Source organism: Microbacterium sp. YJN-G (assembly GCF_015040615.1).
Classification (GTDB): domain Bacteria; phylum Actinomycetota; class Actinomycetes; order Actinomycetales; family Microbacteriaceae; genus Microbacterium.
Genome location: NZ_CP060402.1, coordinates 972,315 through 997,665 on the forward strand (window position 1 = coordinate 972,315; position 25,351 = coordinate 997,665).

General features: G+C 70.1%; 28 protein-coding genes. 15 read left to right on the forward strand and 13 right to left on the reverse strand.

Annotated elements, in window-relative coordinates; all coding sequences use genetic code 11:
• Positions 1 to 47 precede the first annotated feature (47 nt).
• The 3 genes from H7694_RS04500 (at position 48) to H7694_RS04510 (ending at position 3,238) form a co-directional block, all read left to right on the forward strand.
• Entirely contained in the window at positions 48 to 1,289 is a 1,242-nt protein-coding gene (locus H7694_RS04500) for an alanine racemase (protein WP_193598350.1), read from the forward strand.
• A complete protein-coding gene (locus tag H7694_RS04505) occupies positions 1,286 to 2,599 on the forward strand; it encodes a D-arabinono-1,4-lactone oxidase (RefSeq protein WP_193598351.1) in 1,314 nt (437 codons plus the stop codon). Before H7694_RS04500 ends, H7694_RS04505 begins: the two co-directional genes overlap by 4 nt.
• Positions 2,600 to 2,671: 72 nt before the next feature.
• Positions 2,672 to 3,238: a LemA family protein gene (locus H7694_RS04510; RefSeq protein WP_193598352.1), complete on the forward strand. Its 567-nt coding sequence runs from the start codon at positions 2,672 to 2,674 to the stop codon at positions 3,236 to 3,238.
• A gap of 173 nt (positions 3,239 to 3,411) precedes the next feature.
• Here H7694_RS04510 and H7694_RS04515 read toward each other — a convergent pair whose 3' ends face one another.
• On the reverse strand, positions 3,412 to 4,698 hold the full coding sequence (locus H7694_RS04515) for a winged helix-turn-helix domain-containing protein (RefSeq protein WP_193598353.1): 1,287 nt from the start codon (positions 4,696 to 4,698) through the stop codon (positions 3,412 to 3,414).
• Positions 4,699 to 4,767: 69 nt separating this feature from the next.
• Between H7694_RS04515 and H7694_RS04520 the strand changes: the two genes are divergently transcribed.
• Positions 4,768 to 5,964: an AI-2E family transporter gene (locus H7694_RS04520; RefSeq protein ID WP_193598354.1), complete on the forward strand. Its 1,197-nt coding sequence runs from the start codon at positions 4,768 to 4,770 to the stop codon at positions 5,962 to 5,964.
• Positions 5,961 to 7,190, forward strand: coding sequence for a threonine ammonia-lyase (gene ilvA / locus H7694_RS04525; RefSeq protein ID WP_193598355.1), 1,230 nt, complete (start codon positions 5,961 to 5,963; stop codon positions 7,188 to 7,190). The genes H7694_RS04520 and ilvA overlap by 4 nt, the downstream gene beginning before the upstream one ends.
• 104 nt (positions 7,191 to 7,294) lie before the next feature.
• Here the strand turns inward: ilvA and greA are convergent, their stop codons facing one another.
• Both greA and H7694_RS04535 read right to left on the reverse strand, forming a co-directional pair.
• Positions 7,295 to 7,783: a transcription elongation factor GreA gene (greA, locus tag H7694_RS04530; RefSeq protein ID WP_193598356.1), complete on the reverse strand. Its 489-nt coding sequence runs from the start codon at positions 7,781 to 7,783 to the stop codon at positions 7,295 to 7,297.
• 124 nt (positions 7,784 to 7,907) lie between these two features.
• Entirely contained in the window at positions 7,908 to 8,294 is a 387-nt protein-coding gene (locus H7694_RS04535) for a DUF4307 domain-containing protein (protein ID WP_193598357.1), read from the reverse strand.
• A gap of 74 nt (positions 8,295 to 8,368) precedes the next feature.
• Here H7694_RS04535 and H7694_RS04540 point away from each other — a divergent pair, with 74 nt between their 5' ends.
• Positions 8,369 to 8,677 carry a hypothetical protein gene (locus H7694_RS04540; protein WP_193598358.1) on the forward strand — a complete coding sequence of 103 codons (309 nt, stop codon included), beginning with the start codon at positions 8,369 to 8,371 and terminating at the stop codon, positions 8,675 to 8,677.
• A 16-nt stretch (positions 8,678 to 8,693) separates the two neighbouring features.
• On the opposite strand, the gene H7694_RS04545 is transcribed toward H7694_RS04540, so the two are convergent.
• Complete coding sequence (locus tag H7694_RS04545; RefSeq protein ID WP_193598359.1) at positions 8,694 to 9,167, reverse strand: S-ribosylhomocysteine lyase; 474 nt, start codon at positions 9,165 to 9,167, stop codon at positions 8,694 to 8,696.
• A 77-nt stretch (positions 9,168 to 9,244) separates the two neighbouring features.
• Positions 9,245 to 9,979, reverse strand: coding sequence for a PAQR family membrane homeostasis protein TrhA (trhA, locus tag H7694_RS04550; protein ID WP_193598360.1), 735 nt, complete (start codon positions 9,977 to 9,979; stop codon positions 9,245 to 9,247).
• 90 nt (positions 9,980 to 10,069) lie between these two features.
• On the opposite strand from trhA, the gene H7694_RS04555 reads away from it, so the two are divergent.
• The 3 genes from H7694_RS04555 to H7694_RS04565 all read left to right on the forward strand — a co-directional run bounded on the left by H7694_RS04555 (position 10,070) and on the right by H7694_RS04565 (position 13,525).
• A complete protein-coding gene (locus tag H7694_RS04555; protein WP_193598361.1) occupies positions 10,070 to 10,852 on the forward strand; it encodes an isoprenyl transferase in 783 nt (260 codons plus the stop codon).
• Between the two features lie 17 nt (positions 10,853 to 10,869).
• Positions 10,870 to 11,976 carry an aminotransferase class V-fold PLP-dependent enzyme gene (locus H7694_RS04560; protein WP_193598362.1) on the forward strand — a complete coding sequence of 369 codons (1,107 nt, stop codon included), beginning with the start codon at positions 10,870 to 10,872 and terminating at the stop codon, positions 11,974 to 11,976.
• Positions 11,977 to 12,160: 184 nt separating this feature from the next.
• Positions 12,161 to 13,525 carry a PhoH family protein gene (locus H7694_RS04565; RefSeq protein WP_193598363.1) on the forward strand — a complete coding sequence of 455 codons (1,365 nt, stop codon included), beginning with the start codon at positions 12,161 to 12,163 and terminating at the stop codon, positions 13,523 to 13,525.
• A 96-nt stretch (positions 13,526 to 13,621) separates the two neighbouring features.
• Here H7694_RS04565 and H7694_RS04570 read toward each other — a convergent pair whose 3' ends face one another.
• The 6 genes from H7694_RS04570 to xseA form a co-directional block, all read right to left on the reverse strand.
• Entirely contained in the window at positions 13,622 to 14,458 is an 837-nt protein-coding gene (locus H7694_RS04570; RefSeq protein ID WP_193598364.1) for an endonuclease domain-containing protein, read from the reverse strand.
• Positions 14,459 to 14,657: 199 nt separating this feature from the next.
• Positions 14,658 to 16,052, reverse strand: a complete 1,395-nt coding sequence (locus tag H7694_RS04575; protein WP_193598365.1) for a class II fumarate hydratase — start codon at positions 16,050 to 16,052, stop codon at positions 14,658 to 14,660.
• Positions 16,049 to 16,720 carry a carbonic anhydrase gene (locus H7694_RS04580; protein WP_193598366.1) on the reverse strand — a complete coding sequence of 224 codons (672 nt, stop codon included), beginning with the start codon at positions 16,718 to 16,720 and terminating at the stop codon, positions 16,049 to 16,051. The genes H7694_RS04575 and H7694_RS04580 overlap by 4 nt, the downstream gene beginning before the upstream one ends.
• On the reverse strand, positions 16,717 to 17,358 hold the full coding sequence (locus tag H7694_RS04585; RefSeq protein ID WP_193598367.1) for a DUF4245 family protein: 642 nt from the start codon (positions 17,356 to 17,358) through the stop codon (positions 16,717 to 16,719). Before H7694_RS04585 ends, H7694_RS04580 begins: the two co-directional genes overlap by 4 nt.
• Positions 17,355 to 17,594, reverse strand: a complete 240-nt coding sequence (locus tag H7694_RS04590) for an exodeoxyribonuclease VII small subunit (RefSeq protein ID WP_193598368.1) — start codon at positions 17,592 to 17,594, stop codon at positions 17,355 to 17,357. The genes H7694_RS04585 and H7694_RS04590 overlap by 4 nt, the downstream gene beginning before the upstream one ends.
• Before the next feature lie 88 nt (positions 17,595 to 17,682).
• The gene (gene xseA / locus H7694_RS04595; protein WP_193598369.1) at positions 17,683 to 18,969 is read right to left on the reverse strand and encodes an exodeoxyribonuclease VII large subunit; all 1,287 of its coding nucleotides are present in this window, start codon (positions 18,967 to 18,969) and stop codon (positions 17,683 to 17,685) included.
• 171 nt (positions 18,970 to 19,140) lie between these two features.
• Between xseA and H7694_RS04600 the strand changes: the two genes are divergently transcribed.
• The 3 genes from H7694_RS04600 (at position 19,141) to H7694_RS04610 (ending at position 22,055) form a co-directional block, all read left to right on the forward strand.
• Positions 19,141 to 20,145 (forward strand): 4-hydroxy-3-methylbut-2-enyl diphosphate reductase, encoded by a 1,005-nt coding sequence (locus tag H7694_RS04600; protein ID WP_413782934.1) that lies wholly within the window; start codon positions 19,141 to 19,143, stop codon positions 20,143 to 20,145.
• A gap of 67 nt (positions 20,146 to 20,212) precedes the next feature.
• On the forward strand, positions 20,213 to 20,731 hold the full coding sequence (locus tag H7694_RS04605; RefSeq protein ID WP_193598371.1) for a DUF6264 family protein: 519 nt from the start codon (positions 20,213 to 20,215) through the stop codon (positions 20,729 to 20,731).
• Between the two features lie 40 nt (positions 20,732 to 20,771).
• On the forward strand, positions 20,772 to 22,055 hold the full coding sequence (locus tag H7694_RS04610; RefSeq protein ID WP_193598372.1) for a hypothetical protein: 1,284 nt from the start codon (positions 20,772 to 20,774) through the stop codon (positions 22,053 to 22,055).
• Positions 22,056 to 22,125: 70 nt separating this feature from the next.
• Here the strand turns inward: H7694_RS04610 and H7694_RS04615 are convergent, their stop codons facing one another.
• Positions 22,126 to 22,614 (reverse strand): DUF2231 domain-containing protein, encoded by a 489-nt coding sequence (locus H7694_RS04615; protein WP_193598373.1) that lies wholly within the window; start codon positions 22,612 to 22,614, stop codon positions 22,126 to 22,128.
• A gap of 85 nt (positions 22,615 to 22,699) precedes the next feature.
• Between H7694_RS04615 and H7694_RS04620 the strand changes: the two genes are divergently transcribed.
• The 3 genes from H7694_RS04620 to H7694_RS04630 all read left to right on the forward strand — a co-directional run bounded on the left by H7694_RS04620 (position 22,700) and on the right by H7694_RS04630 (position 24,451).
• Entirely contained in the window at positions 22,700 to 23,206 is a 507-nt protein-coding gene (locus tag H7694_RS04620; protein ID WP_227468288.1) for a sigma-70 family RNA polymerase sigma factor, read from the forward strand.
• Positions 23,203 to 23,859: an anti-sigma factor family protein gene (locus H7694_RS04625; RefSeq protein ID WP_193598375.1), complete on the forward strand. Its 657-nt coding sequence runs from the start codon at positions 23,203 to 23,205 to the stop codon at positions 23,857 to 23,859. The genes H7694_RS04620 and H7694_RS04625 overlap by 4 nt, the downstream gene beginning before the upstream one ends.
• Before the next feature lie 73 nt (positions 23,860 to 23,932).
• Positions 23,933 to 24,451, forward strand: coding sequence for a hypothetical protein (locus H7694_RS04630; protein ID WP_193598376.1), 519 nt, complete (start codon positions 23,933 to 23,935; stop codon positions 24,449 to 24,451).
• 102 nt (positions 24,452 to 24,553) lie between these two features.
• Here H7694_RS04630 and ehuA read toward each other — a convergent pair whose 3' ends face one another.
• A complete protein-coding gene (gene ehuA, locus H7694_RS04635) occupies positions 24,554 to 25,336 on the reverse strand; it encodes an ectoine/hydroxyectoine ABC transporter ATP-binding protein EhuA (RefSeq protein ID WP_319805278.1) in 783 nt (260 codons plus the stop codon).
• Positions 25,337 to 25,351: the final 15 nt, after the last annotated feature.

The following is a 25,351-nucleotide window of genomic DNA, read 5'->3' on the forward strand; positions in this document are numbered from 1 at the left end:
TCAGCGTGCCGGGATGAAGGGCGGGGCGGAGGTCGTAGGGTGGGGGAGTGCTCGACCTCACCGTGGAACAGGGCCCCGCCTCTTCGTCGCGCGATGCCGCGTGGCTCGACCCGCGCCGCTACTGGGGCTCTCTCACCGAGGCCACCGCGCATCTTCCGGCACCGGTCGCCGTGATCGACCGCGAGGCGCTGCGGCACAACGCGATGGACCTGCTGGTGCGCTCCGGCGGCATCCCGATCCGCGTCGCCACCAAGTCGGTGCGCGTGCGGGCGGTGCTCGACGCCGTGCTCACGATCCCGGGGTTCCGCGGACTCCTCGCCTTCACGCTGGCGGAGGCGCTCTGGCTGGCCGAGGATCACGACGACATCGTGCTCGGCTACCCGACAGCCGATCGCGCCGGCCTCACGCGTCTTCTTGCCGATGAGCGGCTCGCGTCGCGGATCACCCTCATGATCGACGACGAGACCCACCTCGACCTGATCGATTCCGTCGCCGCGCCGGGAGTGCGGCCCGAGATCCGGGTCGCGATCGACGTCGACGCCTCGCTGCGCAGCCGCACGCTCGGCCACATCGGCGTGCGCCGCTCGCCGCTGTTCACGGCCGCCGACGTCGCCGGGTTCGCGAGGCGGGTCGTCCGCCGCCCCGGGTTCCGCCTCGTGGGTCTGCAGATGTACGAGGCGCAGATCGCCGGTCAGGGGGATGCCGCCGGCGCCGACGCGCCCGTCATCCGGATGGTGCAGGCTCGGTCGCGCGATGAGCTGCGCCAGCGCCGCGCCGAGATCGCCGAGGCCATGCTCGGGATCGCTTCGCTGGAGTTCCTCAACGGCGGCGGCACCGGCTCGCTCGAGTTCACCGGCAGCGACGAATCGCTCACCGAGGCGACGGCAGGCAGCGGCCTGCTCGCCGGGCACCTCTTCGACGGCTACCGCTCCTTCACACCGGCGCCCGCCACCGGCTTCGCCTTCGACGTCGTTCGCCGGCCCGCACCCGACATCGCCACGGTGCTCGGCGGCGGATGGATCGCCTCCGGCCCCGCACTGACCTCACGACAGCCCGAGCCGGTATGGCCAGCGCAGCTGCGCACCCTGCCGCGCGAAGCGGCGGGCGAAGTGCAGACCCCGCTGCAGGGCCGCGCCGCCCGCGACCTGCGCGTGGGGGACCGGGTCTGGTTCCGTCATGCCAAGAGCGGCGAACCCGCCGAGCACATCGACCGCTACCACCTGGTCTCGGACGGTCAGGTCGTCGGCGAGCTGCCCACTTACCGTGGTGAGGGGAAGGCCTTCCTATGACACGACCAGGCGGCACCTGGCAGAACTGGGGGCGCTCGGCATCCGTGCGTCCCATGCGCGTGGAGCGCCCCCGCTCGCCGGAGGGCGTGCAGCGCGCCATCCTGGCAGCAGCCGCGCAGGGCTTCACCGTCAAGGCGGTCGGCGCCGGGCACAGCTTCACCGGCATCGCCGTCGCCCCCGGTGTGCTGCTCGAGCTCGACGACCTGCAGGGGCTCGTCTCGGCCGATGCGAACACGGGACGGGTCACGCTGCTGGCCGGTACCCGGCTGCACCGGATCCCGGCGCTGCTGAAGCCCTACGGGCTCGCGATGCAGAACCTCGGCGACATCGACCGGCAGTCGATCTCGGGCGCCATCTCGACCGGCACGCACGGCACCGGCACGGGATTCGGCGGCATCGCCACCCAGGTGCGCGGACTCACCCTGGTCACCGCCGAAGGCGAGTTCCTGCGCATCGACGAGACGCACAACCCCGAACTGCTGCCCGGGGCTGTCATCGGCCTCGGTGCACTCGGCGTCGTCGTCGAGGTCACCCTGCAGTGCGTCCCCGCCTTCATCCTGCACGCTGTCGACGAGCCCGCGCCGCTGGACGAGGTGCTCGCCGACGTGCACGGCCGGGCCGCGGCATCCGATCATTTCGAGTTCTACTGGTTCCCGCACACCGATGTGGCCCTGACCAAGCGGCAGACCAGGCTTCCCGAGTCGGCGCGGCGCGAGCCGCTGCCGCCGGTGAGCCGCTGGGTCGACGAGACGCTGCTCTCGAACGGCGTGTTCCGTGCGGTGTGCGGAATCTCGCGGGCCCTGCCGGCGATCACTCCGCCGTTCAACCGGCTCGCGGTCGGGCTCACCGGCGACCGGGAGTACACCGACCGGTCGCACGCCGTGCTCACCCAGCGCCGCACGGTGCGGTTCCGCGAGATGGAGTACGCCATCCCCGCCGAGAACGTCGTGCCGGCCTTCGATGAGCTGCGCCGGCTGATCTCCGACCGCGGCTGGCGCATCGAGTTCCCCGTCGAGGTGCGCTTCGCGGCCGCCGACGACCTGTGGCTCTCGACGGCGTCGGGCCGCGACACCGCCTACATCGCCGTGCACCGCTACTGGCGGGTCGATCCGCGCGAGTACTTCGACGCGGTCGAGGAGGTCATGCTGCGACACGGCGGACGGCCGCACTGGGGCAAGCTGCACGGACTCGATGCCGCCCGGCTGCGCGAGCGCTACCCGCGCTTCGACGACTTCATCGCACTGCGCGATCGGCTCGACCCGCAGCGCCTGTTCGGCAATCGGCATCTGGAGCGCGTTCTCGGGGCGTGACGGGTGTCCATCGTCCAGCCGACGCGCATGTCAGCCGCATAGGATGGGTTCTGATCCAAGAGGGGGCTTCGCATGGAATGGCTGTGGCCGGTACTGATCGTCGTCGGAGTGCTCGCGCTCGTCGGGATCTACCTGTGGTCGACGTACAACTCGCTCGTACAGCTGAACGTGCGCGTCGATGAGGCGTGGAGCGGCATCACCGTGCAGCTGAAGCGCCGGGCCGATCTCATTCCGAACCTCATCGAGACGGTACGCGGCTACGCGTCGCACGAGAAGTCCGTCTTCGAAGGGGTCACCCGCGCCCGCGCCGAGACGCTTTCCGCGACCGGACCTGCAGAAGCGGGCATCGCCGAGGGGCATCTGCAGCAGGCGCTGCGCAGCCTCTTCGCGGTCGCCGAGGCGTACCCGCAGCTTCAGGCGAGCCAGAATTACCTGCAGCTGCAGCACTCGCTCGTCGACACCGAGGACAAGATCCAGGCCGCTCGCCGCTTCTACAACGGCGGCGTGCGTGAGCTGAACACCAAGATCAAGGTCTTCCCGAACAACATGTTCGCCCGCGGGCTCGGCTTCACCGAGCGCGAGTTCTTCGAGGTCGCCGACGACAGCGCGATCTCCGAACCGCCCCGCGTCCAGTTTTGACACGAAGAGGCTCAATGCTGGGTTGCTGAGCCTGTCGAAGCACCCTGAACAGACTCCGGTCATTCGTCCGCTGCTGGGTTGCTGAGCCTGTCGAAGCACCCTGAACGGTCTGTCCGTCCGCAGTTGGGTTGCTGAGCCTGTCGAAGCACCCTGAACGGGGCCCTTCGACGGGCTCAGGGACCCATGCATGCTGAAGCGGCTCGCTCCCGTGGGTGCACGTGCCGTTCCACGGGCGTCTCACGTCCATGGAACGCATGAGTGAGAGCATCCGCCGCATCGCCCCATCCGGACACGCTGATGCGCTCCAGCCCCTGCCACAGGGCGGCACGGGTGAGCTCCTCGGCGATCCGCTCGGCATCGGCATCCGGATGCGCCCGCGGCTCCCACCACGCCGACTGCACCCGCAGCACCGACGCCGCCCGGTCGGCCTTCAGATCGACCCGGGCCACGATGCGGTCGCCGACCAGGACGGGCAGCGAGTAGTAGCCGTACCGGCGTTTCTCGGCAGGAACGTAGATCTCGATGCGGTAGTCCAGGCCGAACACGCGCAGCGCCCGGTCGCGGAACCACACCACCGGGTCGAACGGCGTCAGCAGCGCGGCACGATCGATGCGGCGGGGGAGGGCGGCGTCGCGATGCCGCCACGCCGGGATCTGCCGTCCGCCGCGCTCCCAGCCGCGCACCGTGACCCGTTCCAGCTCGCCGGCGTCGACCAGCTCGGCGACGGCCGAGCGAACGGTCGCCTGATCGCGCAGCCGGTAGTAGTCGCTGAGATCGGCGACGGTCGCGACGCCGTAGGAGCGCGCCGCGCGGCGCACGAGCTCGCGCACGGCATCCTGCTCGGGCATGGCAGACGCCAGCACCTCGGCGGGGATCACGTGCTCGGCGAGACCGTAGCGCCGTTCGAAACCGCTGCGCCCCGCGATCGCCACCTCGCCGCACCGCCAGAGGTGCTCGAGGGCGCGCTTGGCGTCGTCCCAGTCCCACCACGGCCCACGCGGGCGGGGTGCGTCCTCGCGCAGATCGCCGGGCCGCAGCGGCCCGCGATCGCGCAGCTCGGCCCGCACCCAGTCCAAGGTTCGGGCATGGGCGTGCATCCACTGGCCGGAGTCGGATGCCCGCTTGCGCCAGTGGTCCATCCGGAACCGCCAGAGCGCCCAGTCGGCCACGGGCATGAACGCCGCCTCGTGCGCGAGGTACTCGACGTAGTGGCTGGTGCGAGAAAGGAACGTGCGATCCAACAGCGCCGGGTCGTACGAGCCGAGCCGCGAGAACATCGGCATGTAGTGCGACCGCGCGAACACGTTGACGGAGTCGATCTGCAGCACGCCGAGGCGCTCCATCGCCCGGTGCAGGTGCCGTGCCGAGACGGCATCCGGTCTGCGCCGCGAGAGGCCCTGCGCCGCGAGCGACATGCGCCGCGCCTCGGCGGCGCTGAGCGTGGGTGCGGTCGATGTCATCCGGCCAGGCTATCCGCAGCCGCCGACACGCAGCGGTGTGCGCTCAGCGGCGGTACGTAGAATTGAGCGATGAGCGACGAGCGCAGGCCGAGGTTCCGGAATCCGTTCCGTCACTACCCGCCCGTCACGGATCGGACGATCACCACAGAGGTCGACGAATCCGTTCCCAGACCGCTGCGGGTGACCGCCGCCTATTCCTGGCGGCTGCTGGTGATCGCGGGCGTCATCGCCCTGTTCATCTGGCTGGTGATGCTGCTCAAGCTGCTGGTCATCCCGCTGATGGTCGGCATCCTCATCACCGCGCTACTGTGGCCCATATTCCAGCTGATGCTCCGCGCCAGATTCCCGCGCTGGCTGTCCATCGCGATCACCGTGGTCGCAGCGCTCGGCGTGGTCACGGGGCTGTTCTGGCTGGTCGTCTGGCAGGTGCGCGAGCAGCTGCCAGACGTGCAGATCAAGACCCAGGAGGCGATCGAGCAGCTGCGTCAGTTCCTGCTCGAGGGCCCGCTGCACCTGACAGAAGACCAGATCGACGAGTACATCCGCAAGGGGATGGAGCTGCTCAACGAGCAGGCCGACCTGCTGCTCAACGGCGCGCTGGCCATCACGGGCACCGCCGCCCACATCGTCACCGGCGCGCTGCTGTCGCTGTTCATCCTGATCTGCCTGCTCGCCGACGGCGGCGGCATCTGGAGATGGACGCTGAAGCTCTTCCCGCGCACCGCCCGCCCCGCGGCCGACGCCGCAGCGCGCAACGGCTGGTCGACCGTGATCAACTATGCGCGCACGCAGCTGCTGGTCGCCGGCATCGACGCGGTCGGCATCGGCGCCGGCGCCGCGATCCTGGGCGTGCCGATGCCCATCCCTGTCGCCGTGCTGGTTTTCCTCGGTTCGTTCGTGCCGATCGTCGGAGCCGTCGTGACCGGCGCCGTGGCGGTGTTCCTCGCCCTGATCTACAACGGCCCGCTGATCGCCCTGGCCATGCTCGGCGTCGTGCTGCTCGTGCAGCAGGCGGAGGGACACCTGCTGCAGCCGATCCTGATGGGGTCCGCCGTCAAGGTGCACCCGCTGGCGGTCGTGCTGGTGGTCGCAGGCGGCGCCATGATCGCGGGCATCCCCGGCGCGCTGTTCGCGGTGCCGCTGGCGGCATTCATCAACGTGGCGGCGGTGACGATCAGCACCGGCGCCTGGCGCACGGGCGAAGAGCCCGCCGCCGATCTCATCTGGAGCACAGTGCCGCGCGAGCGGACAAGGAGGAATCGATGATCGAAGTCCCGAGCCTGGACGAGTTCACTGCCGCGGCCGAGAGCCTCGCCGGCGTGATCTCGCACACACCGACCGAGCTGTCGCGCGCGCTCAGCGACGTGCTGGGCTCACCGGTGCTGCTGAAGATGGAGAACCTGCAGCGAACGGGCTCGTTCAAGGTGCGCGGCGCAACCTACCGGCTCGGCCAGCTCACCGCCGAGGAGCGCTCGCGCGGCGTGGTGGCGGCCTCGGCCGGCAACCACGCCCAGGGCGTCGCCCTCGCCGCCCAGTCGCTCGGCATCCCCGCCACGATCTTCATGCCGCTGGGCGTGCCGGTGCCGAAGCTGCTGGCCACCCGCGGCTACGGCGCCGAGGTCGTGCTCGAGGGCGAGACCGTGGCCACCTCGCTGCGGCTGGCAGCCGAGTTCTCCGAGCGTACCGGCGCCGTGCTCGTCCCGCCGTTCGACCACCGCGACGTCGTCATCGGCCAGGGCACCCTCGGGCTCGAGATCCTCCAGGACGTGCCCGACGTCGACACGGTCATCATGGGCATCGGCGGCGGGGGCCTCATCGCCGGCGTCGCCGCGGCCATCAAGCAGGCGGCCGCGGCCGCGGGCCGCACGGTGCGGATCATCGGCGTGCAGTCCGAGAACGCCGCGGCGATGCCGCCCTCGCTCGAAGCGGGGCATCCGGTCGAGATCACGACCCATCCGACCATCGCCGACGGCATCCTGGTCGCACGCCCTGGCGCGATCCCATTCGAGATCATCCGCGACCTCGTGGACGAGGTCGTCACGGTCTCCGAGGATGACATCGCCCGCGCCATCCTGATGCTCCTCGAGCACGCCAAGGTCGTCGTCGAGCCGGCCGGCGCCGTCGGCGTCGCCGCGATCCTCGCCGGCAAGGTCACCGGCACCGGCAAGACCGTGCCGATCCTCTCGGGCGGCAACATCGACCCGATGCTGCTGCAGCGGGTCGTCTCGCACGGCCTGGCGGCATCCGGCCGGTACGCCACGGTGCGCGTGCCGCTGCCCGACCGCCCCGGTCAGCTCGCCAAGGTGTCGGAGAGTCTCGCCGAGGTGGGCGCGAACGTCATGGAGGTGCTGCACACGCGGCACGGCCATGGGCTGCAGATCAGCGACATGATCCTGCAGCTGTCGATCGAGACCCGCGGACCCGAGCACACCCAGCTGGCCCTGGACACGCTGCGTGCGGCGGGATTCGACCCGCAGATCGTCCCGGACTGATCCGCGCGGTCGCGCGCGATCACGCAGACAGACGAGAACGGCGGGATGCTCCGGTGTGGAGCATTCCGCCGTTCTGTGTCGTGGTGACCGGAGGGCCGTGGGGATCAACCGGTGTAGGTCTCGACTCCGGTGACCTCGACCGAGATGGCGCGGCCGTTGGGTGCCTCGTAGCTGGTCTTCTCGCCGACCTTCAGGCCGATGATGGCCTGGCCGAGCGGGCTCGCCTCGCTGTACACGTCCAGGTCGCCGCCGGCGGCGATCTCACGCGAGCCGAGCAGGAACACCTCTTGGTCGCCGGCCACGAGCGCGGTCACGACGGTGCCGGGCTCGACGATGCCGCGGCTGGTGGGTGCCTCGCCGACCTTCGCGGTCTTCAGCAGCTGCTGCAGGGTGCGGATGCGCGCCTCCTGCTTGCCCTGCTCGTCCTTGGCCGCGTGATAGCCGCCGTTCTCCTTGAGGTCGCCCTCTTCGCGAGCGGCCTCGATGCGCTCCGCGATCTCGTCTCGGCCGACCGTTGAGAGGTGCTCGAGCTCTTCGACGAGCCGGTCGTAGGCCTCCTGAGTGAGGAACGGTACCTGAGCGTCTGTGGACACAGCGTGCTCCTTCGATGCGAGCCCCTTCAGGGGCTTGGGGGAATCCGGGCCGTCGTACCTGGCTCGGGGGATATGCCAAGACGCCCCGGCGTGGGCCGGGGCGTCGGTCATCTTGCGCAAGAGTCTAGGCGACCCAGCAGGTTCTCACCAAACTCGTCGTCGCCCTTGACACTGTCGGGATACGCACATCGACGGCCTGCGTGTGACTCTCGGTCGCCGGGATCTCGAGGATCTTCCAGCCCACGATCCCGAACTCCTGGTCCAGCGCCTCCAGCACGCAGACAACGTCGGATCCACGCGGAGCGGTGTACTGGAAGCGCAGGTCGACGCTGTGTTCGTCGGTCACGGTGAAGCCCAGATCATCGGCATCCACCGCATTCATCTGGGTCGTGACGGTCATCCATCCGAACACCCCCACGACGGCGACCGCGAGGATGCCGCCGATGATCCACGGCAGCCGGCGACGGCCGGTGCGGCCGTAGCGCTCATCGAGTTCGCGCGCGGTGGTCACGGCACTCCTGGTTCTCGGTCGGCGGATAGGCTGGTACTCCCAGGTTATGCGACCTGCGGAGGAAAGGCGGACCGATGCTCCCGTTCGGCGATCAGACCCCGATGCCGACCCCGGTGATGACCGTGGATCCCGATTCGGTGACCCCCGGTTTCGAGGGATTCGCGTTCATCGTCGTCATCGTCGCCGCCGTCGCGCTGCTCATCTGGGACATGAACCGCCGCATCCGCCGCGTGCGGTACCGGGAAGAGGTGCGCGCCGAACTGGATGCCGAGGAGGCCTCCGCGAAGGATGCGGGCGACGGCACCGCGGCGGGCGAGGGCACCGCGTCGGACGCGGGCACCGCATCCGACGAAGGCACGCAGGGCGACTCCCCGCGCGCCTGACGCTGAGCGGCGAGGCTCAGACGCCGACGCGCTTGAACGCGTCGAGGCTGATGCCCTGATCGAGGATCCGCTTCGACCACTCCTTGGCGCTGTGCAGGCTGTGGTCGCGGTAGTTGCCGCACTCCACGGCCGAGACGCCTGGCACGTCCTTCCATTCGGCGGGACCGGCGATGAACTCCAGACCGGCGCGCACGGCGGCGACGACATCGGCGACGGCCGGTTCGCCCCACATGATCAGGTGGAAGCCCGTGCGGCATCCGAACGGCGAGATGTCGATGACGCCGTCGATGTGATCGCGCAGCACGCTGGCCAGCGTGTGCTCGATCGTGTGCAGGCCTGCCGTGGGGATCTCACCCTCGTTGGGCTGCACGAAGCGCACGTCGAAGTTCGAGATCGCGTCGCCCTTGGGCCCGTGCTCGACGCCGATCAGGCGCACGTACGGCGCCTTGACGGCGGTGTGATCCAGGGTGAAGCTCTCGACATCGGCCATGGTGGTCCTCCAGTTCGTCGACAGTCAGGATGCCACGGAAGCGCGCCGCCGCGCGCCGGGATGACGCCGGATGCCGGTCAGCCGGGCAGGCCCAGCGAAGGGGAGTACGGGGCGAGCGAGATGAGCAGGCATGCCGTCCAGTGGCACAGGAACGCCAGCACTGTGCAGACGTGGAAGATCTCGTGGAAGCCGAAGTGCCCGGGCCACGGGTTCGGGCGCTTCATGGCGTAGATCACGGCGCCGATCGTGTACAGCACTCCGCCCACGCACACGAGCACCATCATCGCGACGTTGGCGATGACGAGATCGACCATGTACATCACAGCCGCCCAGCCGAGCACCAGGTAGAGCGCGACGTACAGCCAGCGCGGTGCGTTGATCCAGAACACCCGGAACAGGATGCCGAGCAGCGCACCGCTCCATACCAGGCCCAGCAGCAGCGCGCCCTTGCCCGGTTCGAGCGCGAGGACGGCGATCGGCGTGTAGGTGCCGGCGATCAGCAGCAGGATGTTCGCGTGGTCTATGCGCTTGAGCACCGCCTTGACCGTCGGGCCCCAGTTGAAGCGGTGATACACGGCGGAGTTGCCGAACAGCAGCAGCGAGGTCGCCATGAAGACCGCGGCTGCCCACTTCGCCGGCGTCCCCTGGGCGAGCACGATGAGCACGATTCCTGCGGCGACCGCGACGGGGAAGGTGCCCGCGTGGATCCAGCCCCGCCAACTGGGTTTGATCTCGACAGCGGCATCCTTCGCGGCCGCATCGAGCAGGGGGAGCTGGGGGACTTCGGGACCGTCGTCGGCTCGGGTGCTCACGTGCTCACTCTAGGCTCCGCCACATTCCGCGAGCCGTACATATGCTGGGCGCAGCCGGTGCCTTCGAGCCGGGGGAGGTAGCGTAGGCACGTGAGTGCACGAGAGAGCTCGGGGCGGGGGCCCCTCTATCGGCTGTACGGCAACCGTCTTCGTCGCCGGATCGATCCCGCATCCGTCCCGCACCACGTCGCCATGATGATCGACGGGAACCGGCGCTGGGCGCGTCAGCTCGGCTACGAGTCCGCCGCCGACGGGCACCGGGCCGGTGCGGCCAAGATGCGCGAGTTCCTCGGCTGGTGCGACGAGCTCGGCGTGCCCGTGGTCTCGCTCTACCTGCTCTCGGCCGACAACCTCACCAAGCGCGACTCGAAGGAGATCGGCGACCTCATCGAGATCATCGCCGAACTGGCCGACACCCTCGCCCGGCACGGCAACTGGCGCGTGCAGCGGGTGGGGCGGGCCGACATCCTCCCGCCCGAGCTGTCGCGCGTGCTCGATGACGCCCAGCAGCGCACGGCCGGGCACACCGGTCTGCACGTGAACCTCGCCGTCGGCTACGGCGGCCGCAACGAGATCGTCGACGCGGTGCGCAGCATCATCGCCCAGCACAACGCCTCCGGCGGCACCCTGGAAGACCTGGCAGCCCAGCTCACCCCCGAGATGATCGGCGAGCACCTCTACACGGGCGGTCAGCCCGACCCCGACCTCGTCATCCGCACCAGCGGCGAGCAGCGGCTCAGCGACTTCCTGCTGTGGCAGAGCGCGCACAGCGAGTTCTACTTCGTCGAGGCGCTCGGTCCTGACCTGCGCGAGGTCGACTTCCTGCGTGCGATCCGCGACTACGCCGACCGAGACCGCCGATTCGGGCGCTGATCGGAGAGACTGGTCGGATGAGCGCGCTGGATGACTACGTCGCCACGTTCCGCGGCGAGACCGGATACCTGAACTGGGCGGCCTTCGGGCCGCTGTCGCCGGTGGTGCGCGAGAGCATGCACGAGGCGGTCGAGACGCTCGGCGGCTGGCGTGCGCGCGAGCATCTGAGCGTGTACGGGCGAGCCGCCGACGCCCTCGAATCGCTGGCGCTGCTGCTGGGCGCGGAGCGGTCCGAGGTGGTGCTGCGCCCCAGCTCGACCGACGTCCTGCAGCACGCGTTCTACGGGCTTTCGGGCACGGTGATCGCATCTGCGTCGGAGTTCCCCAGCATCAGCCTGACGCTGCAGCGCGCGGCCGACGCCTCGCGCGGTGAGCTGACCGCACGCTGGATCGAGCCGGCCGATGGCCGGGTGACGACGGATGCCGTGGCCGCAGCGCTCGACGACGAGGTCACGGCCGTCGCGGTCAGCCATGTCGACTACCGCACCGGCTACCGGGCAGACCTGGCGGCGCTGCGCGAGCTGATCGGCCCCGAGCGGCTGCTGATCGTCGACGCCGTGCAGTCCTTCGGCGTGGTCGAGGAGGACTGGCAGTCCGCCGATGTCATCGCAGGGCACGGATACAAGTGGCTTCGCGCCGGACGCGGCACCGGCTTCGCCCGGTTCTCCGCACGGGCGCAGGAGCGGCTCCGCCCCGTGCTCAGCGGCATCACCGGCCTCGAGGCCGACGGACCGTTCAGCGGTCCGGTGCCGCCGCCTGCCCACAACGCCCGCGCGTTCAGCACGAGCGTTCCCGACCATCTCGCCGTCGCCCGGCTGGCGGCCGCGCTCGACGAGCTGCGCGCCGTCGGCATCCCGGGCATCGCACGACAGGTCGCCACACAGACCGACGAGCTGCTTGCGATCGCCGAGCGGCACAGCATCCGCGTGGCCGCCCCGCACGACCCGGGAAGCCGGGCCGGCATAGTCTCGCTGCTGCCCGACGACTCGGATGCCGTCGGCGCCGCTCTCGCGGCCGGCGGCGTGACAGCGACGGTGCGTGCCGGGGCCGTGCGCGTCGCGGCGCACGCGGGAACCAGCGCCGAGACGCTGCGGATGCTCGACGAGGCCCTCGCGCAGCGCTGACGTTCACCTGAGGTTGGGGCGAAGTTAAGCCGACACGCCCGCGTGTCGCATCCCGCGTCCTGGCCGCCGAGCCGTACGGTCAAGGCATCGGGCACCGCGCCCGATCGAGTCGGCCTCAGGTTCGCGACTCGTGGCCCTGGTCGACTCGCTGCAGAGCCGGGATTCTCCCGGGTAGGAGTGGATCGTGACCACACGTTCAGCGCAGCAGCAGTCCACCCGCAGGGCCGTCAGGACCGGAGCCGTGTCACAGGATGACACGGCTCTTCGCACATATGTGCTCGACACATCCGTGCTGCTCAGCGACCCGCAGGCCCTGTTCCGATTCGCGGAGCACTCCATCGTCCTCCCGGTCGTGGTGATCACCGAACTCGAGGCCAAGCGCCACGACCCCGAGCTCGGCTACTTCGCGCGCCGCGCGCTGCGTCACCTCGACGAGCTGCGCATCGAGCACGGGCGACTCGACTTCCCCGTCGAGGTGGGCGAGGGCGGCACCCTGCGTGTCGAGCTCGGACACGCCGACATGTCGATCCTGCCGGCCGGCATCCGCCTCAGCGACAACGACAGCCGCATCCTCGCCACCGCCGCCCAGCTCGCGCAGGACGGCCAGGACGTCACGATCGTGTCGAAGGACCTGCCGATGCGGGTCAAGGCCGCGTCGCTCGGCCTGACCGCCGAGGAGTACCTGGCCGAGCAGGCCGTCGACTCGGGCTGGACCGGGATCGCCTCAGTCGACCTGTCGGGAGACGACATGGCCGACCTGTACGAGAGCGAGGTCGGCCTGAGCGACGACGTGCGCGGCGTACCCGTGAACACCGGCCTCATCATCCACTCCGAGCGCGGATCGGCGCTGGGCCGGGTCGTCGGCGACGGCGAGTTCCGCCTGGTGCGCGGCGACCGCGAGGTGTTCGGCCTGCACGGCCGCTCGGCCGAGCAGCGCATCGCCATCGACCTGCTGCTCGATCCCGAGGTCGGCATCGTGTCGCTGGGCGGACGCGCCGGCACCGGAAAGTCGGCACTGGCGTTGTGTGCCGGACTCGAGGCGGTGCTCGAGCGGCAGCAGCAGAAGAAGATCATCGTCTTCCGGCCGCTGTTCGCCGTCGGCGGGCAGGAGCTCGGCTATCTGCCCGGCGACCAGGGCGAGAAGATGGGGCCCTGGGGGCAGGCGGTCTACGACACGCTCGGCTCGGTCGTCTCGGGCAACGTCCTCGACGAGGTCGTGGAGCGCGGGATGCTCGAGGTGCTGCCGCTCACGCACATCCGCGGCCGCTCGCTGCACGACGCGTTCGTGATCGTGGATGAGGCGCAGTCGCTCGAACGCAACGTGCTGCTGACGGTGCTCAGCCGCATGGGCCAGAACTCGCGGGTGGTGCTGGCCCACGACGTCGGCCAGCGCGACAACCTGCGGGTCGGCCGCCACGACGGCATCGCCAGTGTGATCGAGACGCTCAAGGGCCACGAGCTGTTCGGCCACGTCACCCTCACCCGGTCCGAGCGCTCGGCGATCGCCGCGCTGGTGACCCAGCTGCTGGAGGGCGGAGAGCTCAGCTGACCGCATCCGCCCTTCCCCGGTCTGCGGAGGTTGACCCGATCTGCTGAAGTATTTGCGAGAAACATCAGCAGATCGGGTCGAACTCAGCAGATCGGGTCAGGGGCGAGCTGTGATTCGACGCAGCGCGCTCATGATCGCCGACTGGACCGACGGCCAGTCGTAGACGATCTGCGCGTAGTCGAAGCGGAGTGTCTCGTATCCGAGGCGTGATGCGGCGGCGTCGCGCACCAGATCCTTGTGCCGCATCGACTCGCCGTCGTGGTTCTCCTTGCCGTCCGCCTCGAGGATCAGCCGTCCGCCGATCACGAAATCGACCTTCCCCACTCCGGTGATGACGACCTGGCATTCGAGCCGGATGCCGAGGATGTGAAGTCGCAGACGGAGAAGGGACTCCAGTCCGCTGTCGGCATCCGGCCTGGCCAAATCGACGAGCCAGCGAGCGGATGCCGGCAGACCGTCGCGAACTCTCGCCCGGGCGGTCTTCGAGAGCAGCCGCTTGCGCCACGCCGACTCGTACGCGGCGAAGAAGGCCTCGTCGCCCTGGCAGCGACGCAGATGCAGCAGGGCCGTGATCACGCCGGTGCGTCCGAGCGGTGGCCGGCCACGATAGAAGTGCGAGACGCACACGCACGCGTCGTGGGGGTGGGCGTGGCGATCGGCCCCGAGCCATACGTGCGGCACGGTCACCGGCTCGAGCACCCACACCCCCAGCAGTTGCAGCACACTCGCGCAGCTCAGTGCGCCACCGTGCGCGGTGGCGGCCCTGATATCGGCATGCAGCGGCGCGACGGCGAAGACACCATCGCGGATCCGCTCGATCTCTCCGCGCTGCACACACGACGACAGTGCCCGGCGGGTGAAGCCGAGCGTCTGGAGGTGTGCTCCGCGGGCGATGCCGCCGAGGATTCGGATGGTGTCAGAGGCTGAGAGCATGCCCAACAGCATGCTGAGTGCTGGGGCATCCGTCGGGCCCACATCCCAGGTGTTGTGAAGAACTCGGCGGATTCCGACGTCTGTGCAGAAAGAACGACGCCCCGATCTGCTGACCTTCGCCCGATCTGCTGACGAATCAGGTGAGAAGGTCAGCAGATCGGGACGGGCTCAGCAAATCGGGGCGCGGACGCGCGGCGGGTCAGCCGGCGTGCGTCATCGACAGCAGGTCGAGCTTCTGGTCGAGCACCTCTTCGGTGATCTCGCCGCGCTCGACGTAGCCGAGGTCGATCACGGCGTCACGCACGGTGATGCCCTTGGCGACGGCGTGCTTGGCGATCTTCGCGGCGGCCTCGTAGCCGATCACCTTGTTCAGCGGGGTCACGATCGACGGGCTCATGCCGGCGAAGGCGGCGGCGCGCTCGACGTTGGCCTCCAGGCCGTCGATGGTCTTGTCGGCGAGCACGCGCACGGCGTTCGAGATCAGGCGGATCGACTCGAGCAGCGCGGTGCCCATCACGGGGATGGCGACGTTGAGCTCGAAGGAGCCGGATGCTCCCGCCCAGGCGACCGTGGCGTCGTTGCCGATGACACGGGCGCAGACCATGAGCACGGCCTCCGGCACGACCGGGTTGACCTTGCCCGGCATGATCGACGAACCCGGCTGCAGGTCGGGGATGTGCAGCTCGCCGAGGCCGGTGTTCGGGCCCGAGCCCATCCAGCGCAGGTCGTTGTTGATCTTCGTGAGCGAGACGGCGATCGTGCGGAGCGCACCGGATGCCTCGACGAGGCCGTCGCGGTTGGCCTGCGCCTCGAAGTGGTCCTTCGCCTCGGTGATCGGCAGCTCGGTCTCGGCGGCGAGCAGCGCGATGACCTTCTGCGGGAAGCCCAGCGGGGTGTTGATGCCGGTGCCGACGGCCGTGCCGCCCAGTGGCACCTCGGCGACGCGGGGGAGCGCCGCCTGCACGCGCTCGATGCCCAGGCGCAGCTGGCGGGCGTACCCGCCGAACTCCTGGCCGAGGGTGACGGGGGTGGCATCCATCAGGTGCGTACGGCCCGACTTGACGACCTCCTTCCACAGCTCGGCCTTGGCCTCCAGCGCCACGGCGAGGTGGTCGAGCGAGGGGATGAGGGTGTCGATCAGCGCCTGCGTGACGGCGATGTGCACTGACGTCGGGAAGACGTCGTTCGACGACTGCGACGCGTTGACGTGGTCGTTCGGGTGCACGGCCGAACCGAGGATGCCGGTGGCGAGGTTCGCGAGCACCTCGTTCATGTTCATGTTCGACGACGTACCCGAACCGGTCTGGTACGTGTCGACGGGGAACTCGCGGTCGTGCTTGCCCGAGGCCACCTCGTCGGCGGCCTGCGCGATCGCGTCGGCGATCGCACCGTCGAGGGTGCCGAGCTCCTTGTTCGCGAGAGCCGCGGCCTTCTTGATGCGCGCGAGCGCGGCGATCTGCGCCGACTCGAGGCCCTTGCCCGAGATCGGGAAGTTCTCCACGGCACGCTGGGTCTGCGCGCTGTACAAGGCGTTCACGGGCACACGCACTTCACCCATGGTGTCGTGCTCGATGCGGAATTCGGTCTCGGTCACTTCTGCTCCTTTGAGAGTGAGGGGATGTCGGAATCGGCGAGGCCGACCTGTGCGATCGGGACGGCGCTGCCGTCGGTCAGACGGTACTTGGCGCCCACGATGGCCAGCCGGCCTTCGGCGACGGCGTCGCTGATGATCTCGGACGACGCCAGCAGCCCCAGGATGGTTCCGCGCAGGTGCTCGCGTCCGACCTCTTCGGGGTCGATGTCGTCGACGGATGTGCCGCCACCGTCCTTCAGGACGCGGCGTGCCGCCGGGACGATCGGCGCGATCAGCTTCCAGATCTTCGGCGGGATCGGCTCGGCGTCGATCGCCGTGCCGCGCACGGCCGCGGCGACCGCGCCGCACGAGTCGTGCGCGAGCACGATCAGCAGCGGCACGTCGAGCAGCGCGACGGCAAACTCGATGCTCGCCACGGCGGAGTCCGTCACCATCTGGCCGGCGTTGCGGGTGGTGAACAGGTCGCCCAGCCCGACATCGAAGAGGGTCTCTGCGGCGACGCGCGAGTCGGAGCAGCCCAGGAAGGTGGCGAAGGGGTTCTGCCCGTTCGCGATCTCGGCTCGGCGGTGCGCGTCCTGGTTGGGGTGCTGGGAGATGCCGGCGACGAATCGCCTGTTCCCCTCGATCAGCTTCGTCCAGGCCTCAGCGGGTGTGAGTGTCGTGGTCATCCGGCCTCCTTCAGGTCGCTCAACTGCGCGGTGAGTGATTCAGCAAGTTCCTTGGTGGAGTCCGCGGAGCGGGAGCCGTAGAGCAGCACGTAGTCGGGCCCGGCCTGGGTGCCGAGCGCATAGGTGACGTTCGCGGTACCGCGGTCACCCATGTCGAACACGTCCCAGGTGACGCCGTCGATCTCGGTCGTGCCCGTCGGTGCCATGCCGCCGGTGACCTGCGGGGCCCAGGTCACGTCGGCGTCGAACGCCTGCGCGACGCGGATGAACCCGCGCTCGCGCTCGCCGGAGGGCGCGAGCGTGATGTTCCACACCGTCACCGCTCCGCCTTCGAGGCCCGCGGCGTTGACCCGCCAGAAGTCGCCGAGCTCGGGCACGACGACGGGTCGCTCAGACGTCGACTCGACGTCGGCGGCGATCTTCGCCACGTCGATCAGCGGGCGCTCGGTCGGCTCGCCCCTCGGCACGGCGAAGACGATGACGGCGACCACGGCCACGGTGGCGATCAGCGCGGCGATGAGGTTGCGAAAGGTCTGGCTCGAGCGGTAGACCCGGCTGGACTCGGCCTTGCGATCGGCGGTCTCCTGCGGAGTCTCGGGGCGGCCGAGTCCGGCGACGACGCGGGGCTTCCTGCTCATTCCCCGTCTCCGGCGGATGCCGCATCACGGGCGGCGTCCAGACGGCGCTTCGCGCCCAGCAGCCACTCCTCGCAGCGGGCGGCGAGGGCTTCGCCCCGCTCCCACAGCGCCAGGGAGTGCTCGAGCGTCGGAGAACCCTGTTCGAGCTCGGCGACCACGCGCACGAGCTCATCACGGGCGGCCTCGAACGACAGCGATTCGACGGGGGAGTCGTTGGACGCAGTCACGCCTGCCATCCTACCGGCGCACGGAGAGAGCCCCCGCCGGGCCCCGAAGGCGCCCACTTCGCACGCCCCAGACCAGGTGCGGATGCCGTCGGCGGTGCTACTGCGCTTCCGGGACCTCTCCTTCGGAGCGGGCGCGCAGCGAGCCGTGCTCGACGGTCACTGTGAGCGCCGTCCCGGCCGGCGCCGTTGCGGCGTCGCGCAGGATGCGGCCGTCGTCGAGGTGCGCGATGGCGTAGCCGCGGGCCAGCGTGGCCGCAGGCGACAGAGCCCGCAGCGAGGCGCGCAGCTCGGCGGTCGCGCGCTGCGCGGCATCCATCCGCCGGCCGAGGGTGTCGCGTCCGCGGGAGGCCAGCAGGAAGATCTCCTGCGCCCGGTCGTCGATGATCGGATCGGGAGAGCGCAGCACCGGGCGCGAGCGCAGCTGTTCGAGCTGCGCGATGTCGTGACTGATGCGCTGGGTGAGCCGGCTCGTGGCGCGGGCGCGCAGCTGCGCGATCACGGCACGCTGCTCGCCGACATCGGGGACCACACGCTTGGCGGCATCCGTCGGGGTCGAGGCGCGCAGATCGGCGACGTCGTCGAGCAGCGGATGGTCGTTCTCGTGCCCGATGGCGCTCACCACCGGAGTGGTCGCCGCGGCGACCGCCCGCACCAGGCGCTCGTCGCTGAACCCGAGCAGGGTCTGCGGGTCGCCGCCACCACGGGCGATGATGATCACGTCGACCTCGGGATCGGCATCCAGCCGTGCCAGAGCCGCGAGCACCTCGGGCACGCACCGGTCGCCCTGCACGGCGACATGCTCGGTGCGGAAGCGCACCTGCGGCCAGCGCAGCTCGGCGTTGCGGTGCACGTCCTTCTCGGCATCCGACCGCTCGCCGGTGATGAGTCCGATGCAGTGCGGCAGGAACGGCAGAGTCTTCTTGCGCGCCGGATCGAACAGCCCCTCCTGGCGCAGCTGCGCGCGCAGGCGCTCGAGGCGCTCGAGCTGATCGCCGAGGCCCACGTGCTTCATGGCCGAGACGATGAAGCTGAAGTCGCCGCCCTTGACGAAGTAATCGGCCTTCACCGCCGCGACCACGTGGTCGCCCACGGCGAGGTCGCCCGGGATGCGGGGGCGCACGCTCGACCACACCCGGATCGAGATCTGCGCGTCGGAGCGGGTGTCCTTCAGCCGCGCGAACACGTTGCCGGCGCGCACGTTCCACGAGGTGATCTCGCCCTCGACCCAGACGGTGTTCCAGCGGGCGATGAAGTCGCGGATGGTGCCGTTCAGGCGTGCCACCGAGGTCGGAGCGTCGGCCGTCGAGTCGCGTGGCGCGACCGAGTCCGCGGGTGGCGGCTCACCGGGGATCGCGGATGCTTCGAAGACGGTCACGCTCTCCATTGTCGACGATGCCCCCGACGCCGACGGCATCCCGACCGCTCCCGACGGCATCCCGGCCACTCCCGGCCTTCGGACAGGTGCGATCGGTAGACTCGAGGGGTGACTTCCGCACCCGTCTCCCTCCCGCTTCCGCAGGTTCCCGGCCGCCGTCGCGCCGTCGAGCGCGCGCGTCTGGAGAACCGTCCCGTCGACGGTGACAAGCGGGTGCTGCTGGCGGCGCCGCGCGGATACTGCGCGGGTGTCGACCGGGCCGTCGTCGCCGTCGAGAAGGCGCTGGAGCGCTACGGGGCGCCGGTGTACGTGCGCAAGCAGATCGTGCACAACATCCACGTCGTCACCGAGCTCGAGCAGAAGGGCGCGATCTTCGTCGAAGAGGTCGACGAGGTCCCCGAAGGCGCGCACGTCGTCTTCAGCGCGCACGGCGTCTCGCCGGCTGTCGTGAACGCCGCCGCCGACCGCGGCCTGCACGCGATCGACGCGACCTGCCCGCTGGTGACCAAGGTGCACCGCGAGGCCGTGCGCTTCGCCCGCGACGACTACGAGATCCTGCTCATCGGCCACGACGGTCATGAGGAGGTCGAGGGCACCGCCGGTGAGGCGCCCGAGCACGTCACGATCGTGAACTCGCCCGACGAGGCCGACACCGTGCAGGTGAAGGACCCGTCGAAGGTCGTCTGGCTGTCGCAGACCACGCTCTCGGTGGACGAGACGATGGAGACGGTCAACCGGCTGCGCGCCCGGTTCCCCGAGCTGCACAATCCGCCGTCGGATGACATCTGCTACGCCACCCAGAACCGCCAGGTCGCGATCAAGAAGGTCGCGAAGGATGCCGATCTGGTGATCGTGGTCGGCTCGGCGAACTCGTCGAACAGCGTGCGCCTGGTCGAGGTCGCCCTGGAGTACGGCGCCAAGGCCGCCTACCGCGTCGACTACGCCGACGAGGTGCAGCAGGAGTGGCTCGACGGCGTGCGCACCGTCGGCGTCACCAGTGGCGCCTCCGTGCCCGAGGTGCTCGTGCGGGAGGTGCTAGAGGCGCTCAGCGAGGCCGGGTACGGCGACGTCGAAGAGGTGCGCACGGCCGAGGAGGACCTCATGTTCTCGCTGCCGAAGGAGCTTCGCCAGGATTCCGCCGGCAAGCGCGACGAGCGTGCGCTCGGCGGGCGCTCGTCACGCTGACGCGCGGCTAGCCGAAGCATCCGCTCCTCACGGCGTGGCCCAAGGCGCGGCCGCTAACGTGGATGCCATGAGCACCGACCGGCCGCAGTACGGCGAGTACGCGACTCCCGACGAGCAGAGGATCCGCGCGGGCCTGCCGCCCCTGGGAGCCGACCCCGCGCCTCCCGCCCCGCCGGCGCCCGTGCCTGCCCCGAGCGCAGCGCGGCCCGCGACGAGCGGAGCCGGTCGCCTCGTCACCTTCGCTCTGCTCGGCTTCGGCCTGTTCAACGTGCTCTCCTCCATCCCCGGGTTCCTCGATCTGCCGCGCACCCTCACCGAGTCGATGCGGATCCTCGGACTCGAGGGCGAGTTCACGAACGTCGCCGCCGCCCGCAACTGGGGCGTCATCGCCCTGATCGTGCTGATGGCCGGCTACGCCGCCACCGTCTGGCTCTCGGTGCGCAGGATGAGGGCCGGTGCATCGTCGTGGTGGGTGCCGCTGGTCGGATTCGTCGTGACGATGTTCGCCGTCTCGCTGTGCCTCTCGGTGCCCATGTTCGGCGATCCCGCCTTCACCCAGGGGATGCTCACGCCGCCGGCCGGATAGCTGCCATGTCGCGCACACCGTCGCCGGGTAGCCTCGAGGTGTGCCAGCAGATCAGATCGCGTTCCATGTGACCTACGCATCCGTCGACTCCGGCGACGGATCGGATCCGAGCGCCGACACCGAGCGCATCCTGCGCGATCAGCGCGTGCTCGCCGCCGTGCGCGGCTTCGACGGCGATGAGATGACCGTGCTCATCCCGGTCACCGAGAGCGGCGCGGTCGTCGCCCTCGACGACGGTGACCGGCTGCGCTTCGACCTCAGCGCGTCCGAGTTGGGCGGACTGTTCGCGGACCAGGGACTCGCCCTGCAGCTCGGCCTCACCGACGACGAGTTCGACGAGTTCGACGAAGAGGCTCTCGAAGCCGTCGACGCGGAACTCGAGCAGGAGTACGGCGAGGCGTTCGAACACCTCGACGACCCGGCCGACTCCCCGCACGAGCTGACCGGGTTCGGGATGCCGGAGGATGCCGACGACGCCGATGGCGACCTGTTCGCCCCCGAGCCGGTGCGCGTGGTGGAGTTCTCGCGGAGGGGGCCCTGGGCAGCGCGTGTGACTGCCCAGCTGCTGGACACCGAGGTGGCCTACCTCGAAGCCGGCACGTGGTCGGCGTACCGGTATCGCACGGACCGCGCACGCGGCGCCGTCACCGGCGGGAGCGACGACGCGCCCGTGATCGAGGTCAACATCCCGCAGCACGGCGAGCCATGGGTCGAGGTGACCGGTGAGCACGGCCTCGCCGCCGGGTTCTGGCCGAACGCCGAGCGCCTCACGCGCCCCGTGCTCGACATCGACGCGATCACCGTGCCCGAGAGCGCCGCACTGTACCGGCGGATGCTGAGTGAGGCGGACGGCGCCCGCGACGACCTCACCGCGCTGGGAATGGGCCAGGCGGTCGACGCCGAGGCGGCGCTGCAGGCCTGCCTGCCCGAGGCGCTCGGCGGCATCGCCGGTGAGGATGCCCGACTGCGCGCCTTCGTCGCCGCCTTCGGCGTGCCCGTCTCGCTCATCGACGCGGGATTCGACGAGAACGGGGCGGGGCGTCGCTTCGCCCCGCGCGGCTGGGCGCGCACAGCCGGCGACCTGCTGCTCGGAGGGATCATCGAGACGATCCCGCTGACCCGTCGCGACCGGCCGGTCGCGCGGATCGCCCGGTTCCTGCGCAAGCGCCCCGTGGTGGGCGCTGCCGTCAGCACCGCCGAACTCGCCGCGGGCGTGGCGCTCAGCGGCGGCCGGTCACGGCTCGGCCGCGGCATCGGCATCCTGCTGATCATCGATGCGATCGCCGACCTCGTCATCTGGACCATCCGGATGCGGCGGCGCTGAGCCGGTCGCAGGACTGAACCGGTCGCGGTACTGACCGACCGGCGGACGGATGCAGTCGGAGCGTGGCGGCTCAGCCGCCCCACACCGAGCGGGCACCGGCGTCGCCGGTCAGCACGGTCACCACGATCGTGCCGCCCGCCGCAACCACCGCGGCCGCCGCGACCGCCACCCCGACGGCCCTGGCGGCTGCGGGCTTCGTGCGGCGCAGCCGCGGCAGCATCCGGTCGGCGGCCTGCACCGCGACGGCGGCGACGAGCAGTGCGATCGTCCACGGGATCAGCATCAGCCCCAGTGCCTCGTGGGTGACGACGGACGGCGTTCGGCCGACCGTGTCGGCCAGCGCCTCACCGGCCAAAACGGTCAGCGGCACCAGACCCGCCACCAGCAGCGCGGCGATCGGCGGGGCGTAGCCGAGCCGGCGGCGCGCCACCGGCCACAGTGCGGCCAGCGCGACAGCGACGGCCGTGAGCGGCGTCAGCACGACTGCGGCGTGCACGAGCAGCGGATGCAGCGGCAGCCCGGCGATGCGGAACGCGTCGGTGTCGGCGAAGATGTCCATACGAGAAGAACGCGGTCCGCGCCTGTCCGGTTCACCGGTGAACCGAAGACCTCTCCGCCTCGTGCTCATCGTGAGGAGGCGTTCTGTGACCGAAGAGGACGATGAGCGGCTGACGGCCCTCTACGAGCTGCATGCGGGGCCGATCCGGCGGTATGTAGTGAGCATCACCGGCAGCACCGGGTCGGCGGACGACATCGTGCAGGAGACACTGCTGCGTGCGTGGCGCACGCCGCGGATCCTCGCGCAGGATCCGACGACGTCGCGGGCGTGGATGATCACGGTGGCCAGGCACATCGTGATCGACGAGGCCCGCAGTGCCCGGCGGCGGCATGAGCATCCGGTGGCCGAGATCCCCGAGCGTGCGACCGACGATCAGACCGACCGGTTGTTCGACGCGCTGCTGATCCAGGACGCGCTGGCCACGCTCAGCGCCGATCATCGGGACGTGGTGGTCTCGGCCTACTACCGGGGTCGCAGCGTCGCCGAGATCGCATCGGGACTGGGAATCCCCGAGGGCACGGTCAAATCGAGAATGCACTACGGGCTGCGGGCGCTGCGTCTCGCGCTGCAGGAGAGAGGGGTGACCCGATGAACCGGGATCACGAGCGGTACGCCTCATGGGATGCCGCCTACGCGCTGGGGGCGCTGTCAGGGGCCGAGCGCGCCGAATTCGAAGAGCACCTGGCCGGATGCGCACTCTGCCGCGAGGCCGTCGCAGAGCTGGGTCCGACAGTCTCCCTGCTGTCGCGGCTGAGTGCCGCCGATGCTGAGCAGGCCGGCGAGGTCACCGACTCGGGGTCGGTGCGCGTGCTGGCCGCCGCCCGCGAGAAGCGCCGTGCACGCCGGCGACTGGTGGTGTGGGCATCCGGGATCGCCGCGGCGGTCGTCGTCGCGACCGTCGTCTCGGTGTCGCTGCTCGCACCGCGCCCGCCGGTGGCGCTCGCCATGCAGCCGGTGGACGGCGCACCCGTCACCGCGTCGGTGGCGGTGACGACGGTGCCGTGGGGCACCAAGCTCGACATCGTCTGCGAGTACGACGGGTATCAGGCCGCCGGGGCGAAGGGACAGTACGTGCTGGCCGTGGTGAGCACCGACGGCACGACGACCATGCTGTCGACCTGGAACGTCGTGCCGGGCGCGACGGCCCGCCTCTCGGCCGGAACGGCGCTGCCCGAATCCGACATCCGCTCGATCGAGATCCGCGACGCATCCGGCACCGCGGTGGTGCGTCACGCGCTCGGCTGAACCGTTCGCCGCCCGGTCTCGTGTCACGGGGGCGGGCACGAACACGCGGCCCGCCTGACGAAAGGACGGCATCATGCGCAAGGCATTCGCGATCGGCGGCCTCGCCCTCGCACTCGTGCTCGCCGGCTGCGGAGGTGGCACGGCCGACACCGATCCGGGGATGGGTGATGACGGCGGATCCGGCTACGGTGCGCCGTCGTCCGAGTCCTCGTCCGAGGCGTCGGAGCCGGCGGCATCCGGGAGTGATCTCATGGTCGCCGACAGCTCGCTCGGCGAGATCGTCGTGACCGGCGACAGGATGACGGCGTACATGTTCGACAACGACACCCAGGGTGCGGACGCCAGCTCGTGCACGGGCGACTGCCTGACCAAGTGGCCGCCGATCCTCACCGAATCCGAGATGCCCGAAGTGGAGGGCGTGACCGGCGAGCTGGGCACGATCGAGACCCCTGAGGGCGACCTGCAGATCACGCTCGACGGCTGGCCGCTGTACACCTTCGCCGGTGACGCGGCCGCGGGCGACGTGAACGGCCAGGGCGTCGGCGGCATCTGGTGGGTGCTCACCCCGGCGGGGGAGAAGATCGAGGGCTGAGGTCCCGCCGATCCGGTGATCCGCCCCGTGCGGTCCGCAACGGGGCCGGCCGCACGGGGCCCGGTCACGAGTTCAGCGCACTCCCGGTCAGCGCACAGCCGGTCAGAGAACGGCGGCGAGGAAGTCCTTGGTGCGCTGCTCCTGCGGGGCCGTGAAGATCTGCTCGGGAGAACCCTCCTCGACGATGCGGCCGCCGTCGAACATCAGCACCCGGTTCGACACGTCCCGGGCGAACTGCATCTCGTGTGTGACGATCAGCATCGTCACATCCGTGTCGCGGGCGACGTCGCGCAGGATGTTCAGCACCTCGCCGACCACCTCGGGGTCGAGTGCGCTGGTGACCTCGTCGAGCAGCAGGATCTCGGGCTCCATGGCCAGGGCCCTGGCGATGGCCACCCGCTGCTGCTGACCGCCCGAGAGCTGCGTCGGGTGCGCGTCGGCCTTGTCGGGCAGCCCGACCATCTCGAGCAGTTCGCGGGCACGGGCGACGGCCTGCGCCTTCGGCACCCTCAGCACGTGCACGGGGGCCTCGATGATGTTCTCGAGCACGGTCATGTTGGGGAACAGGTTGAACTGCTGGAAGACCATGCCGATGCGCTTGCGCATCTCGTTGCGGTGCTTCTCCTTCAGCTCGACGCGCTTACCGCCGCGCTCGACGTGCGTGAGCGGCTGCCCGTCAATGAGGATGTAACCGCCGTTCGCCTCTTCGAGCGTCATCACCAGGCGCAGGATCGTCGTCTTCCCCGAACCGCTGGGGCCGATCAGGGTGACGCGGTCGCCCTTGCGCACGGTGAAGTCGAGGTCGTGCAGCACGGTCTGCTCGCCGAAGCGCTTCTCGACCCTGTCGAAGCGGATGGCTGGCACGACGCCGTCTGCGAGGGCGATGGCTCCGGTGTGGGT